General features: G+C 61.1%; 9 protein-coding genes. 3 read left to right on the top strand and 6 right to left on the bottom strand.

All coding sequences use genetic code 11. The features are described 5' to 3' along the window. The first annotated feature begins 18 nt into the window (after positions 1–18). On the top strand, positions 19–2,979 hold the full coding sequence (locus ACSQ3I_RS24430) for a bifunctional [glutamine synthetase] adenylyltransferase/[glutamine synthetase]-adenylyl-L-tyrosine phosphorylase (protein ID WP_436003288.1): 2,961 nt from the start codon (positions 19–21) through the stop codon (positions 2,977–2,979). A gap of 6 nt (positions 2,980–2,985) precedes the next feature. On the opposite strand, the gene ACSQ3I_RS24435 is transcribed toward ACSQ3I_RS24430, so the two are convergent. Both ACSQ3I_RS24435 and pepN read right to left on the bottom strand, forming a co-directional pair. Continuing rightward, on the bottom strand, positions 2,986–5,304 hold the full coding sequence (locus ACSQ3I_RS24435) for a PAS domain-containing sensor histidine kinase (RefSeq protein WP_436003290.1): 2,319 nt from the start codon (positions 5,302–5,304) through the stop codon (positions 2,986–2,988). A 156-nt stretch (positions 5,305–5,460) separates the two neighbouring features. After that, entirely contained in the window at positions 5,461–8,109 is a 2,649-nt protein-coding gene (pepN, locus tag ACSQ3I_RS24440; protein WP_436003292.1) for an aminopeptidase N, read from the bottom strand. A gap of 332 nt (positions 8,110–8,441) precedes the next feature. Here pepN and ACSQ3I_RS24445 point away from each other — a divergent pair, with 332 nt between their 5' ends. After that, positions 8,442–9,371 (top strand): DMT family transporter, encoded by a 930-nt coding sequence (locus ACSQ3I_RS24445; RefSeq protein ID WP_436003294.1) that lies wholly within the window; start codon positions 8,442–8,444, stop codon positions 9,369–9,371. Positions 9,372–9,390: 19 nt separating this feature from the next. On the opposite strand, the gene ACSQ3I_RS24450 is transcribed toward ACSQ3I_RS24445, so the two are convergent. Both ACSQ3I_RS24450 and ACSQ3I_RS24455 read right to left on the bottom strand, forming a co-directional pair. After that, entirely contained in the window at positions 9,391–10,434 is a 1,044-nt protein-coding gene (locus ACSQ3I_RS24450) for a CPBP family glutamic-type intramembrane protease (RefSeq protein ID WP_436003296.1), read from the bottom strand. A gap of 111 nt (positions 10,435–10,545) precedes the next feature. Continuing rightward, positions 10,546–11,787 (bottom strand): MFS transporter, encoded by a 1,242-nt coding sequence (locus ACSQ3I_RS24455; protein ID WP_436003298.1) that lies wholly within the window; start codon positions 11,785–11,787, stop codon positions 10,546–10,548. Positions 11,788–11,992: 205 nt separating this feature from the next. Between ACSQ3I_RS24455 and ACSQ3I_RS24460 the strand changes: the two genes are divergently transcribed. Beyond that, positions 11,993–12,928 (top strand): hypothetical protein, encoded by a 936-nt coding sequence (locus tag ACSQ3I_RS24460; RefSeq protein ID WP_436003300.1) that lies wholly within the window; start codon positions 11,993–11,995, stop codon positions 12,926–12,928. Positions 12,929–13,147: 219 nt separating this feature from the next. Here the strand turns inward: ACSQ3I_RS24460 and ACSQ3I_RS24465 are convergent, their stop codons facing one another. Both ACSQ3I_RS24465 and ACSQ3I_RS24470 read right to left on the bottom strand, forming a co-directional pair. Next, positions 13,148–13,330 carry a hypothetical protein gene (locus ACSQ3I_RS24465; RefSeq protein ID WP_436003302.1) on the bottom strand — a complete coding sequence of 61 codons (183 nt, stop codon included), beginning with the start codon at positions 13,328–13,330 and terminating at the stop codon, positions 13,148–13,150. 139 nt (positions 13,331–13,469) lie between these two features. After that, positions 13,470–14,363 carry a uracil-DNA glycosylase gene (locus ACSQ3I_RS24470; RefSeq protein ID WP_436003304.1) on the bottom strand — a complete coding sequence of 298 codons (894 nt, stop codon included), beginning with the start codon at positions 14,361–14,363 and terminating at the stop codon, positions 13,470–13,472. Positions 14,364–14,390: the final 27 nt, after the last annotated feature.

The raw sequence follows: 14,390 nt of genomic DNA on the forward strand, positions 1-14,390 counted from the left end.
CGGGGAGACGAGCGGGAGATGGCCGAAACGGGAGCGCATGGTTTTTCGGGGGTAACAGCCGGCGTCATACGCCCGCTGAACCAAACCGAGCTGAAATCCGTCCTGGCAGAGTTGAAGGATATCGGCAAAGGCGAACCGGCGCTGGCAGGCAAGCTGGCTGATAACGATACCCTCAAGGACTTTCTGGCTGCAGCACTGAGCCTTTCCCCATATCTGCGTGACACAGCCGCCGCCCATCCCGACCTGCTCGCCGCGGCGATCGAGGGTGAAATCGAACCGCAACTGGAAGCGGCGATTTCCGATGCGCGCACCGCCTGGCGCCCGGTTGGCGACGGAACCGTGCCGAGCGAAGCGGAGGTGATGACGCGGCTCAGGGTCGCCAAGCGGAAAGCGGCGTTTCTGACGGCGCTGGCAGATCTCGCGCGGATCTTCGATGGCCGGCAGACGACGGCATGGCTGAGCCGTCTTGCCGAGGCGGCGGTGATGGCGGCTGTCGATCACCTGCTGCTGGCGGCGCATCACTCCGGCAAAGTCGCGCTGCATTCCGTCGAGGAGCCGAGCAAGGGCTCCGGTCTGATCGTGCTCGGCATGGGCAAACTCGGAGCGCGTGAGCTGAATTATTCTTCCGATATCGATCTTGTCGTGTTCTTCGATATCGCCGCCGGCATCGTTCGCGATGCGGATGACGCGACGGATACGTTTGCGCGGATGATGCGCCGGTTGGTGCGCATTCTGCAGGAGCGCACGGCAGACGGGTACGTTTTCCGCACGGACTTGCGGTTGCGGCCGGACCCGGGTTCGACGCCGCTGGCCATCCCCGTCGAGGCGGCGATGATCTATTACGAAGGACGCGGGCAGAACTGGGAACGGGCCGCCTACATCAAGGCGCGGCCGGTGGGCGGGGATATCGTCGCCGGCGAGGCTTTCATGCGCGAGTTGACGCCCTTCGTCTTCCGCAAGTATCTCGACTATGCGGCGATCGCCGACATTCATTCGATCAAGCGGCAGATCCATGCTCACAAGGGCCATGGCGCGATTGCCGTGAAGGGGCATAACGTCAAGCTGGGGCGGGGCGGTATCCGCGAAATCGAGTTTTTCGTGCAGACGCAACAGCTGATCGCCGGCGGGCGCATGCCGTCGCTGCGCTGCAAATCCACGGAAGAAACGCTGCGGGAACTGACCGCCGCGAAGTGGATCGATCAGGCAACCTGCGATGAGCTGACGGAATGCTACTGGTTCCTGCGCAATGTCGAACATCGCATCCAGATGGTGCGGGACGAGCAGACCCACCTCCTGCCGGAGACCGATGTCGAGCTGAAACGCATCGCCTACATGAACGGCTCTCCCGATCTTGCCGATTTCACCGAAAAGCTGTCGGCGACTCTGAAAACGGTGGAGAGCCGTTATGCCAAGCTGTTCGAGCAGGAAACCAAGCTGTCGACCGAGACCGGCAATCTGGTGTTTACCGGGCAGAACGACGATCCCGACACGCTGAAGACACTGGCCAAGCTCGGTTTCGAGCGGCCGGCGGATATTTCCCGTACCGTGCGGACCTGGCACTACGGGCGCTACAAGGCGACGCAATCGGTGGAGGCTCGGGAGCGGTTGACGGAACTGATGCCGGAACTGTTGCGTGTCTTCGGCGAAAACAAGCGGGCGGACGAGGCGTTCCTGCGGTTCGATGCCTTCATTGCCGGGCTGCCGGCGGGCATCCAGCTTTTTTCGCTGCTCGGCAACAATCCCGCGCTTCTGTCGCTGATCGTCAACATCATGTCCTCGGCGCCGCGCCTGGCGGATATCATCGCGGCGCGGCCGCATGTCTTCGATGGCATGCTCGATCCGGGCCTGCTCGCCGAACTGCCGACGCGGGATTATCTCGAAGGGCGGATCCGGCAGTTCCTGAGTTCGGCACGGCACTATGAGGAGGTGCTGGACAGGCTGCGCATCTTTGCGGCGGAACAGCGTTTCCTCATCGGTATTCGCCTGCTGACCGGCGCGATTTCCGGGGTTGTTGCCGGGCGCGCATTTACGCATCTGGCCGATCTGGTGATCAGCGCGGCGCTCGACGCGGTCATGGCGGAGATCGTGGCGGTGCACGGTCGTTTTCCGGGGGGGCGTGTTGCCGTGCTTGGGCTGGGCAAGCTCGGCAGTTTCGAACTCACGGCAGGCTCGGATGTCGATCTGATCCTGCTTTACGACTACGACGAAGATGCGGCGGAATCGGACGGAACGAAGCCGCTCGATCCGGTTCGTTATTTTACTCGGGTGACCCAGCGGTTGATCGCGGCGCTTTCGGCGCCGACGGCCGAAGGCGTTCTCTTCGAAGTGGACATGCGGTTGCGTCCTTCCGGGAACAAGGGTCCGGTTGCGACGCGGATCACGGCTTTCGAGAAGTACCAGAAGGAGGAGGCCTGGACCTGGGAGCATATGGCGCTCTCCCGCGCCCGCCTGATCTGCGGCGACGATGATCTGATAAAGCGGGCGGAAGCGATTGTTACGGACGTGCTCCGGACGAAACGTGAAGTTGGCAAAATCGCCAAGGACGTGGCGGAGATGCGGGCGCTGATCGAACAGGAAAAGCCGGCGCAGGATATCTGGGACTTCAAGATGATCGCCGGCGGACTGGTCGATATCGAGTTCATCGAGCAGTATCTGGCCCTGACCGCTCCTTCGAGTGATGGCGACGCTGCGTTGGGGAAAAGCACCTTCGAGGGGTTGAAGGCTTATAGTCCGGGAAGGATGGATGCCAACGATGTCGATCTTTGCCTCGAGGCGCTGACGCTCTTCACCGAGATTTCACAGATCGTTCGCCTGTGCATCGACGGCACCTTCGATCCCAAGGAGGCGCCGTCAGGCCTTGTCGATCTTGTTTGCCGCGCAGGCGATTGCCCCGACATCAAGACACTGGAGGGCGAGATCAAGCGGCTTTCCAAGGATGTGCGCAAGGTATTCCAGGCGACGGTGAAAAACTCCGCCTGAAATCCATCAGGCCCGCCGGTCGGGTATCTGCAGCGAAATGACGGTGCCGATGTTCTCGCGTGAACGGATGGTCATGTTGCCGCCGTGCAGCAGGGTCAACGAGCGCGAGATTGCCAGCCCGAGGCCGGAGCCGCCCTTGCTTTTGGCATATTGGCTCTGAACCTGCTCGAAAGGCTGGCCGATCTTGCTAAGCGCGGCTTTCGGGATGCCGATGCCGGTGTCGGCGATGGTGAGCATGATGCAATCGGGCAATCGCCGGGCGCGCACAGCGACGCGCCCGCCTTCGTTGGTGAATTTGACCGCATTGGACAGGATGTTGAGCAGGATCTGCTTCATCGCGCGACGATCGGCCGGCATTGTCAGACCGGCGGAAAAACGCTGGTCGATGGTGATGTTTTTCTGCGCAGCCGGGATGGCGGTGAAGCGCAGGCTTTCCTCGATCAGCGGCACGAGATCGATCATCTCGCATTGCAGCTTCATATGGCCGGCTTCGATCTTCGACATGTCGAGAATGTCATTGATGACGTTGAGCAGATGCTGGCCGCTTTCGTGGATATCCTTGGCGTATTCGCCGTATTTCGGCGAGCCGACCGGGCCGAACATCTGGTTGAGCAGGATCTCGGAAAAGCCCAGGATGGCGTTGAGAGGCGTGCGCAACTCGTGGCTCATATTGGCCAGGAATTCGGATTTCGCCTTGTTGGCTGCCTCGGCTCGTTCCTTTTCGGCCTGGTAATTGGCATTGGCCGTCGAAAGCTCCGTCTTCTGGCGCTCCAGTGTCTGACGCGATGCCGACAGGTCGTTGATGGTCGCCATCAGGCGGCGCTCGGACTCGCGCAGGCGTTCCTGGTTGCGCTTCAAAAGGGTGATATCGGTTCCTACCGATACCATGCCGCCGTCGCGCGTGCGCCGCTCGTTGATCTGCAGCCAGCGTTCGTCGGCAAGCTGGACCTCGGTCGTTTGCGAGTAGCCGGAGCGATCAGGGTCGGCAATGCGACGCTCGATGACCGGGCGGGCTGCGGCGGAGTTGACGGAGACACGTTCGGTACCGGGCACGAGGACGCGGTCCGGCAGGCCGTGAGCCTGCTGGTAGTGGGCGTTGCACATCACCAGCCGGTCATTTTTATCCCAGAGCACGAAGGCTTCCGAGGTGGATTCGATGGCGTCCGCAAGGCGCTGGTCCGCTTCCGCATACCGTTGCGCGAGGCGATGCTGTTCGGTCACGTCCATGGCGATCCCGATCATATGCACGCGGCCGGAGGAGATGCGAATGACCTGGGCGCGGGCGCGCATCCAGACATAATGACCATCCGCATGGCGCATGCGGAAAACCTGGTCGACCTGGCGGGACTGGCCCTTGGCGACCGAACGGGCGAGCGAATAGAGATTGCCGTCGGCTGGGTGCATCATCCGTGCCGCCTCGGCGAAGGAGAGGTAGTTGTCGGATGGCGGCATTCCGAGCATTTCGTACATCGAGCGCGACCAGTAGAGGCGGCGATTGGTGAAGTCGAAATCCCAAAGGCCACACCGGCCGCGCGACAGCGCCGTCTCGACCCGCACGTTCGATTCGAGGAAGATCTCGTCGGCATCGCGGGCGCGCTTGACCTGATTGTAGTAGGCGTAAAGCACCACGAGCAGGATCGACGAGATCCCGGCGAAGAGCGTGACGTTGAGGGCGATTTCTTCGCGCCAGAGCGCGTTGATGCGGTATTGCGATCCGACGGCCAGCACGAGATCGCCCTGGTTGCCGACCAGCATCAGCGAGGCATAGTGGGGAATGTCGTTGAGCGCGGTTTCGATGACGCCGGCGCGGTTGCCGAAACGCTGCAGGGTGGCAACCTCGGGCAGGATGCCGGCGAGGTCGCTGCCGACATAGGCGGCACCAGCCGCCGAAGCGCCGATGACCTTGCCGTCGGCACGGACGAGGAGGACGAAATTGCCCGGCGCAAGGCGATCCTGCGGCAATGCTTTCGCAAGACGGTTTTCGGACGCCAGGCGGTTATTGTCGGCAAAGCCGGTGAAATCGGTGAAGAACGCGGCGGCTGCGGCTGCGGCCGATAGCGAGACGGATTGCCGTGCCGCTTCCTGCAGCCTCGATTGTTCCGAAAGCATTCCGGCGATGCGGGCGATGGCCACCACCGCCAGAAAGGCGACGATCAGGATCGGGATGGAGCGCTTCAGAAATGGTTCGATGCGGGAAAGCTTGCGAGCGATCGGCTCCGCAAACAGCCTGCTCCGATTTGCGAGGCCGTCGTCCCAGTTTTCCTGCCTCGGAAATTGTAGTCGCAACCGTCCATCGGCTGCGGTTGCCCGCCGCGCGTCCGTCATCGTATCCGCTGATCCCTCGTGCGATTCGAGGCGCCGCTCGCCCGAATCTACCCTAATGAATCAAAGGTGATTCGCCTTGTCCAGCGGAAAAGTTAAAAGACTTTAACCTGTTTACGGGGGAGAGGGTGCCGGAGATCATCCGGCACCATATCGATGTCAGGCTTTCAACGTCCGTTCGACGATGTCGCGGACATCGGTGGAGAGACCGGAAGCGCGTTCGATCTGCAGGAGTGCTTCCCGCGCCAGATCGGCCCGGACAGGCTCCAGCAGGCGCCAGGAGCGCATCGCCGTCAAGATGCGGGCGGCAAGTTGCGGGTTGCGCTTGTCGATATCGAGGATTTCGCTTGCCAGGAACGCGTAGCCGGCACCATCGGCCCGGTTGAAGCCCGTTGGGTTGGAAAAGGCGAAGGTGCCGACCAGCGCCCTGACACGGTTCGGATTCTTGGCGTTGAACAGCGGGCTGCCCTGCAGTTCCTTCACCCGGTCGAGTGTTGCCGCGCCGGGAATGGTCGCCTGAATGGCGAGCCATTTGTCGATGACCAGGGCATTCTCACGGAAGCGCTGCTCGAACGCCGCCAGTGCCTTGGCTGTTTCCGGAGCGTCGGGGAAGCGGTGGGCGAGAATGGTCAGCGCATAGCTGAGGTCGGTCATGTTGTCGGCGCCGGCAAAAGCAGCGGCGGCGCGTGCCGGGTTGTTCTCGGCGTAGGAGAGGTAGGTCAGTGCGGTGTTGCGCAGCGCACGCTTTCCGGCACTGGCCGCATCCGGGCTGAAGGCGCCTGGCGGGACCATCGCCTCGTAGAGGGCCGCAAAGGTTTCAACGCCGGCTTGGGCGATTTGCGACAGAATGGCCTGGCGTCCGGCATGGATGGCGTCCGGATCGTTGTTGCTGCCGAGTTCACGGGCGATGTCGGCTTCGCTCGGCAAGGTCAGCGCCTGCGCCCGGAAGGCCGGTTCGAGATTGTGATCCGCCGCAGCCCACAACAGGGCGTCGATGAGGACCGGATCGCAGGTGACAGGCTTGCCTTCCCGGGCGTCGCGGGCTGCCTGCGTCAGGTTGGGCAATGCCAGATCGGTCAGCGCCTGCCAGCGGGCGAAGAGATCCGTTTCGTGGCGGGCGACATGGGCGAGGTCCGCAGGGCTTTGGCTGAAATGCAGGTTGATGGGGGCCGAAAAGTCGCGGTTGAGCGACAGCACCGGCCGGGACGACACGCCCTCAAACGTAACGGTGTGGGCGCGGTCCGTAAGATGCAGCACATCGCCGGTGAATTCGGCGCCGGAGACGGAGGTCGGCTCGACTTCCGAGCCGTTGTCGAGGATCAGGCCGAGCCGCAGCGGAATATGCATCGGTTCCTTTGCCGTCTGGCCGGGCGTTGCCGGAACCATCTGCTCCAGCGACAGCGTGAAGCTGGCGTTGGCAGGATCGTAGGTGCCAGAGGCGGTAACGAGCGGCGTGCCTGCCTGGTGATACCAGAGCGAGAACTGCGACAGGTCCCGGCCGCTGGCATCCTCGAAGCACTTCACGAAATCTTCTACGGTGGCGGCTTGGCCGTCATGCCGTTCGAAATAGAGATCCATGCCCTTCTTGAACGTCTCGCGGCCGAGCAGGGTGGCGATCATGCGCGTCACCTCACTGCCCTTTTCGTAGACAGTCGTCGTGTAGAAGTTGTTGATCTCGCGATATTTTGTCGGACGGACGGGATGGGCGAGGGGGCCGGCATCCTCCGGGAACTGTTCCGCCTTCAGGTGCCGGACTTCGGCGATGCGCCGAACGGCGCGCGAACGCATGTCGGCGGAAAACTCGTGGTCGCGGAAGACCGTCAGGCCTTCCTTGAGGCAAAGCTGGAACCAGTCGCGGCAGGTGATGCGGTTGCCCGTCCAGTTGTGGAAATATTCGTGCGCGATGATCGCTTCGATATTGGCATAGTCCGTATCGGTGGCGGTCTCGGGGTCGGCAAGAACATACTTGTCGTTGAAGATGTTCAGGCCCTTGTTTTCCATCGCCCCCATGTTGAAATCGGAGACGGCGACGACCATGAAGATGTCGAGGTCGTATTCACGGCCGAAGACATCCTCGTCCCATTTCATCGAGCGCTTGAGCGCATCCATGGCATAGGCGGCGCGCGGCTCCTTGCCGTGCTCGACATAGATCTTCAGCGCGACTTCGCGACCCGACATGGTGACGAAGGTATCTTCGACAATGCCGAGGTCACCGGCAACCAGCGCGAAGAGATAGCTGGGCTTCGGATGCGGGTCGAACCAGGCGGCGAAATGTTTCCCAGGCCCGTAGCCGGCGCCACCGAGAAAATTGCCGTTCGACAGCAAGAGCGGGTTGGCTTCCTTGTCGGCGATGATGTTGACGGTATAGACCGCGAGCACATCCGGACGATCAGGGAAATAGGTGATGCGCCGGAAGCCTTCTGCCTCGCATTGCGTGCAATAGATGCCGCCGGTGCGATAAAGGCCCATCAGCTGCGTATTGGCTTCCGGATTGATGATGGTGGTGACGGTGATTTCGAACGGAACCGACGCCGGCAGATCGGGGATCGTCAGCGTTTCCGGCGTGATCGTATACTTCTCCGGAGGAAGTTCGTTCTGGTCGAGCAACAGGCTATACAGCGACAGTTCGTCACCATCGAGCACCAGCGGTGCAGCGGTATCGGCACCTTCGCGGCGGTGGAATATCAGCCGAGCCTCGACCTTCGTTTCCGTCGGATCGAGTTCAAATGTCAGATCCACACGTTCGAGCACGAAGTCGGTCGGACGGTAATCTGCCAGATTGATCACCTGGCCTGTATCTGTTCGCATGGTGCTTCCTGATTGAGCTTCCCCATAAAAGCGATGCCGCGCTCCGCCGTCACGGCCACCGCTTTGGAGCGTGATAATATTTTCGACCGAAATATTCCCATCAAAATCTGAATGATTATTAAAATTATCTCATGTTTTTATCATATTTCACAACTTCTGACTTATGCGGGATCTCTGCAGGGAAATAGCTGTTTCTCAAGGTTCGGTGCCATTTCGACTCGCCGTAACGATATTTTGAGATAGAGTGACGGCTTCTCCCCGGCTGATTTGAGAAATGCGTCGTCTTTTCCCGTCATTGCCAAAGCCGAAATCCTTGCCGCCCAGAGTGATCGATGAACAGCCGTGCCACGGACCCCTTGAAGGGGATTCTCCTGAAGATTGCTTCCGTTATGGTGTTCGTCGGCATGCAGACATTCATCAAAATGGCAGGCCCGGGCATCAATCCGGGGCAAATCACGTTTCATCGCTCCGCCTTTGCCATCGTTCCGATCGTTCTCTTCCTTGCCTATCGCGGACAATTGCGAGACGCGTTGTACACCCGCAATCCCGTCGGCCACCTGAAACGGGGATCCATCGGCATCCTGGCGATGGGATGCGGCTTTTACGGCCTCGTGCATCTGCCGATGCCGGAGGCGATCGCCATCGGTTATGCGATGCCGCTGTTTGCCGTGGCCTTCGCAGCGATCTTTCTCGGTGAGACGGTGCGGGTCTACCGCTGGACCGCGGTCTTGTTCGGCCTGGCAGGCGTGATGATCATCAGCTGGCCCAATCTGACCCTGTTTCTCGATGGCGGCTTCAGCTCCGAGGCGACGACGGGCGCACTGGCTGTACTGTTTTCGGCAGGGTTGGGCGCAGCCGCGATGATCCAGGTCCGGCAATTGGTACGGGAAGAGAAGACGACCACCATCGTTCTCTATTTCTCGCTGATCGCCTCTTTGTTTTCCCTGGCGACGCTACCTTTCGGCTGGGATTGGCTGGATTTTCGGGCGACGATGTATCTGGTGCTGTGCGGCTTCTGCGGCGGAGTCGCCCAGATCCTGCTGACCTCGAGCTATCGCTACGCCGAGGTTTCGATCATTGCGCCGTTCGAATATACGTCGATCCTGTTGGGCATCGCCATATCCTACATTCTATTCGACGATGTGCCGACCACGACCATGCTGTTCGGCACGGCTATCGTCGTCTCGGCCGGCATCTTCATCATCTATCGCGAGCGGCGGCTGGGACTGTCGCACAAATCGTCGGATACGGCGTCGAAGTAAATCCGCCCGCCTGGTTCAGTCAGACGAAATGAAGGGCGAAAGCGGCGGTGCCGCCCACCACATGCACCATGGTCGCGCCGATGAGGTTGCCGTGGCGCAGGAAAAGCCAGCCGAACAACATGCCGGAAATCGCCGTCACCGCGACGGCAGGCAGTCCGAAATGTGCATGGAAGAGCCCGAAGATCAGAGAGGCGACCAGAACCGAGCGAATGCCGCTACGATCGTTGGTCAGCCGGGCGAGTGAACTCTGCAGGACGCCGCGGGCCAGCAGTTCCTGCAGGAAGCTGTGCGGCGCATAGAGGATGATCACCAGCAGAAGGCCCACGGGCGAACTATAGTCGACCGTTCCGGTCACCGGCTGCGGGGTGCCGACCATATACGACAACCCTACGAGGGCGCCGAGCGCCAGAAGCGAGGCGATGACGCCTTCCCGCGTGGCCTGCCGCCAGTTGTGGAAGGTAAGCCCGATCGACGCAGCCGGAAGACGTAGCCAGTAGGCCGTCACGAAGACCGGCCCGGCGACAATGACCAGATAGGCCCAGGCAAAGGCTGGTGAATAGACGTCCACGTCCAGATACTGGTCGACGATCAGCGTCAGGATGTTGGCGAGGCCGAGCATCGACAGGAACAACACTGCGAGGTGGCCGAATTCGGCGCGTTCGCGCAGAGCCTGCACCTTCTCCGACACGTCGCTGATGATGGCGACGACGCCCAGCGCCTTTTCGCTTCCGGTCTCCTGCATCATGCTGGTGCGGATGGTCAGATGGCGTTCGCTGCCGCTCTGGTGACGAATGACAAGGTCGCGGGTCAGAACGTTGTTGGGAGCATAGATGGCATCGAGCATGGAATCGATGACATCTGCGAGATCGCTCCTGTGCAGCAGGGCTTCCGCAAAATTTTCACCGACGATGTCCGCTTCTCCGAGCGACAGGATGGCGCGCGCCGGTCCGTTCATGGTGATGATCGTCCCGGTCCCGTCGAGCGCGACGACGCCGTCGCGCATGTTCTGGACAATGACCGGAAAGATCACGTCGCCCCCATCGCGGCTTTCCGCAATGGTCATCGTTTGGGTATCGTCTGCTTGCACGCCATTCCTGCCTGTCACATTGTCCTTTTCGGGATATATGGCACGGCAAAATCTGTCGATGGCGGGCGATCGATTATTTTTGGTGGCCTAGAGGTTGTTTTCCACAGCGGGCGGCACGGACTGGGCGGCGCCCTCGGTTCCCTGCATCGGCAGTGCTTTCGACTGGAAGTCGGTCTTGCCCTCCGTGTCAGCGCCCCTCCGGTTCATGCGCCAGGCCGCGTATCCGCTATAGACGGCAAAGCCCACGGCCAGGAACCACAGCAGGCCTTTCGGCCCGATGGTTTCCATCAGCGTTCCCCCCATCACCGGTCCGGTCACCGTACCCAGCCCATAAAGGATCATGATCCCGCTCGAGATCATGACGTATTCGTGCGGCGCGGCACGGTCATTGGCGTGGGCCGAATTCAGCGCATAGATCGGATAAAGGACGGTGCCGACGAAAAAGGCGGCGATGTAGAGCGGATAGAGATGCGTGACGTCGACAAACGTCATGATGACGCAGGCGACGACGCCGATGGCGCCACAAACGATCATCACCAGCCGGCGGTCGACCTGGTCGGAGATCCGCCCGATCGGCATCTGCGACAGGGCGCCGCCCGCAAGGACTGCCGCGAGCAGGGTCGCGCCTTCGCCGGTGCTGAGGCCGATATTCTGGCCGTAGACGCCGCCGAGGCTGCCCCAGGTGCCGGCGAGCGCACCGGCCACCAGCGCGCCGACGAAAGCGATGGGGGAGAGGCTGTAGAGTTTCGCCAGGTTGAAACTCGCTTCGGCGATCGGCGCGGGTGATTGGGCCGTGGACAGTGCCGTCGGCAGCAGCGCCAGTGAAAAGATCACGCCGCACAGGATGAACAGCTCCGTCGTCTTGGGATCGCCGAGCGGCACCAGATATTGTCCGCCGATCGATCCGACGAGGCAGGTGATCATGTAGACGGAAAACAGCGTGCCGCGGTTTTCATTGGTGACGCGTTCGTTCAGCCAGCTCTCGATGATCAGATAGCTGCCGGCCATGGCAAAACCGGCAAGCGCGCGGAAAACCACCCAGGCGCGCCACTCGATCACCAGGGCGCACAGCAGGATGGCCACGGTCAAGAGCGTGATCAACGCACCGAAAACCCGCACATGGCCGACGCGGCGCACCAGCATCGGCGTGATGATGCACGATAGGGTAAAGCCGAGCGTATAGCCGGTGGCGATGATCGAAATGGTGAGCGTCGACCAGCCTTCCGCAATGGCGCGGATGGGAAGCATGTAATTCATCAACCCGAAACCGATCATCATCAGCAGGGTCGATAACATCAGGCTGGCGATCGAAATCAGGCTGCCGAGCATGGTCTTCCTTTCGGTTTGTCCACTGTGAGGCTTGCCATGCCGAATGTGACAGGGAGCACTGCGAACGGCGCTACATGGCTTAACCCTGTTGCCCTTTGATTTCCAAGTGTATACTGCGGTCCCATAAAGGACATGGTTGGCTTTCGACGCAAGAATGCTTGAATGTTGGCTTCGAGCCGGCTGAATACCCTTTTATAGGCAAGGCATGGCTTTTACATCCGATGAACTCAAGCGCAATCCGGACTTTATCCGTGCGCTCATATATCTGGCAGTCAATCTGGGGGATTTCCACCGGGAAAACCCGAGGCTTTGCCGTACGCTTGTCTCCCATCAGCGGTGGCTGATGGGGCAGGCGGCCTACATGTTGTTTCTGGAGGCCGATCCGGCACAGCCTGGAACCGGCCTCACGTCGGCGCGCCTCAAGGATCTCATTCTGCAGACCGGCTGCGCCAGCCGCAACACGGTGCTCGCTTTCGTCGAGGAGATGCTCAGCTACCGCTTCGTGCGATACTACCCGGAGGACGAAGGGCGGCGCTCCCGGCGGCTGGAGCCTACGGAAGTCGTTCGTGCGGGGATGTTTCACTGGCTGCTGGCCAATCTCGCCGCTCTCGATCAACTCGATGGCGGAAACAGGGCGCAGACGATGATGATGGACCGCGACCTTGCCGATCCGACGCATCGGCGCGCTGTGCGCATGTGCCTGGAAAGCCAGGCATGGTGCGAGCCGCCCCGCCGTGTCGCAATGTTCCTGTGGACAGAAGCCGGCGGGTTGGTCATGGACGAGCTCATCTCGCGCATCGAGTTGTCCAAGCAGATCGATGGCCGGATGAATATCGGGCGCGTGGATGCGCGCGCGCTGGCCGAAAAATTCATGATGTCGCGCACGCATTTGCAGCGCCTGCTGAAGAAGGCGGCTTCCGATGGATGCATCGGCTGGTATGATGCCAAGCGTGGCGGGGATATGTGGTTTTCCAGCGAATTCCTGACGGAGTATTCCGCCTGGCAGGCGATCAAGTTTGCCGCCATCGATCAGGCGTTCAAGGCCGCACTGACCGGCGTCGAGCCGGAATACACCGATGAAGAGGCCGATTCCATGCCTGAAAATGCCACCAGGCTTTTCCAGGCTTGCGGCTTGACCTGACAGATCAAAGCGGGATAGCGGCCGACGACGGGTCGATAGAGGTTTCTCTTCGTTGCCTGCCGGCAGGTTCGTCCGCGATTTGGCTGCAACGCCCGAATTCCTCCGCGGCGCGAACCGCGGATGCGATATAGCCGCAGCTTTCGGAAACCGCATGCAGAAACTGGAAAGGGAAGAGGCGAGGCATCTGCGTTGCGCCTGCACTCGAAGACGGGCAGTCGATCAACGTTCGCGAAAATCTGCGAAGATCGCCGTCTGCCGCGTGGCATGGCGATAACCGGTTGCAGTCAGCTGCTCGTTCGTCGCGGAGCCGAAATGATGGTAGTCGCGGCTGGAGCGACCGAAAGTGCCGGCGAGACGGAGGGTCTCGAAGCCGGAATGAATGGGGCGAAAACGCGGGGTCATTGCCTTGGTTCCTAGTCTGAATTTCCTCCCAAGACATGCATAATATATTGCAATGCAACATGATTCTGCAATGCGGCAAAGCGGGCGGCTGTTATGCGCGAATTGCATGGCTTTTTTCATATATTTTTAATGTTGGTAATTATTTAAGCAGTTCGCCGGCGCGAGCGCGGAATGCCAGGAGATCCGCCCACGCCAGCCGTTTGTTGATCGGCGCCGTCAGCAACTCTTGCGGATGCAGGCTGGCAATGGCCGGGACGGTGAGCGAACCGGCTGAAATTTCTCGCCATTGACCGCGTACGGAGTGTATTGTCTCACTGCCGCCAAAGAAGAACCGGGCGCTGAAATTGCCGAGCAGGAGCACGGCCCGAGGTTTGGCGAGAGCGAGTTGCTGCTCGATGAACGGGCGGCAGATATCCATCTCCGGCTGCGAAGGCATGCGATTGCCGGGAGGGCGCCACGGCAGGATATTGGTGAGAAACACCTTGTCCCTTTCCAGGCCGATCGATGCCAGCATGCGATCGAGCAGCTGGCCGGTGCGGCCGGCAAACGGTTCGCCTTCACGGTCGTCGTCAGCATTCGGCATCGGCCCGACGATGGCAAGGCCGCTCGAGGCGTCACCCTTTGCGAAAATCGTGCTGCGGGCGGTGCTCTTGAGGTTGCAGCTGTTGAAGTTTTCCAATGCCGTGCGCAACGCATCCAGCGACTGGGCGCTTTCAGCCGCGAACCTAGCCTGGGCGATGGCCTGGTCGTCCGGGATTGCCGGCGGCGCAGATAGCGGGCGCTCCCGGATAGCCGGCTGGGCCGTCTTCTCGCGGCTTGCGGCGGTGGGACGGTTTTCGGTCCGGTTTGCAGACGACGTCTGCGGCGACCCCTGCGCCACAGGGGTGTTTGCCCGGCGTGCCTCCCGGGCTGCCGCGAATTCCTGAAAACGATCGACGGCCTGCTCCTCCAGCATCCAGTCGACACCGGCGTCGGCATGGAAATGCAGCAGGGCGGCAAGCTCGGCGGCGGTCAGGTCTTGGGCGGCGATCATGATCCGTGTCTATCGCATCCCGACCCG

Origin of the sequence: Rhizobium sp. LjRoot30, assembly GCF_964253915.1 — a bacterium.
Taxonomy (GTDB): Bacteria; Pseudomonadota; Alphaproteobacteria; order Rhizobiales; family Rhizobiaceae; genus Metarhizobium.

Coding starts and splice junctions, on each gene's coding strand:
- ACSQ3I_RS24430 (WP_436003288.1), top strand. CDS start 19: ATGGCCGAAACGGGAGCGCATGGTTTTTCGGGGGTAACAGCCGGCGTC.
- ACSQ3I_RS24435 (WP_436003290.1), bottom strand. CDS start 5,304: ATGACGGACGCGCGGCGGGCAACCGCAGCCGATGGACGGTTGCGACTA.
- pepN (WP_436003292.1), bottom strand. CDS start 8,109: ATGCGAACAGATACAGGCCAGGTGATCAATCTGGCAGATTACCGTCCG.
- ACSQ3I_RS24445 (WP_436003294.1), top strand. CDS start 8,442: ATGAACAGCCGTGCCACGGACCCCTTGAAGGGGATTCTCCTGAAGATT.
- ACSQ3I_RS24450 (WP_436003296.1), bottom strand. CDS start 10,434: ATGACCATTGCGGAAAGCCGCGATGGGGGCGACGTGATCTTTCCGGTC.
- ACSQ3I_RS24455 (WP_436003298.1), bottom strand. CDS start 11,787: ATGCTCGGCAGCCTGATTTCGATCGCCAGCCTGATGTTATCGACCCTG.
- ACSQ3I_RS24460 (WP_436003300.1), top strand. CDS start 11,993: ATGGCTTTTACATCCGATGAACTCAAGCGCAATCCGGACTTTATCCGT.
- ACSQ3I_RS24465 (WP_436003302.1), bottom strand. CDS start 13,330: ATGACCCCGCGTTTTCGCCCCATTCATTCCGGCTTCGAGACCCTCCGT.
- ACSQ3I_RS24470 (WP_436003304.1), bottom strand. CDS start 14,363: ATGATCGCCGCCCAAGACCTGACCGCCGCCGAGCTTGCCGCCCTGCTG.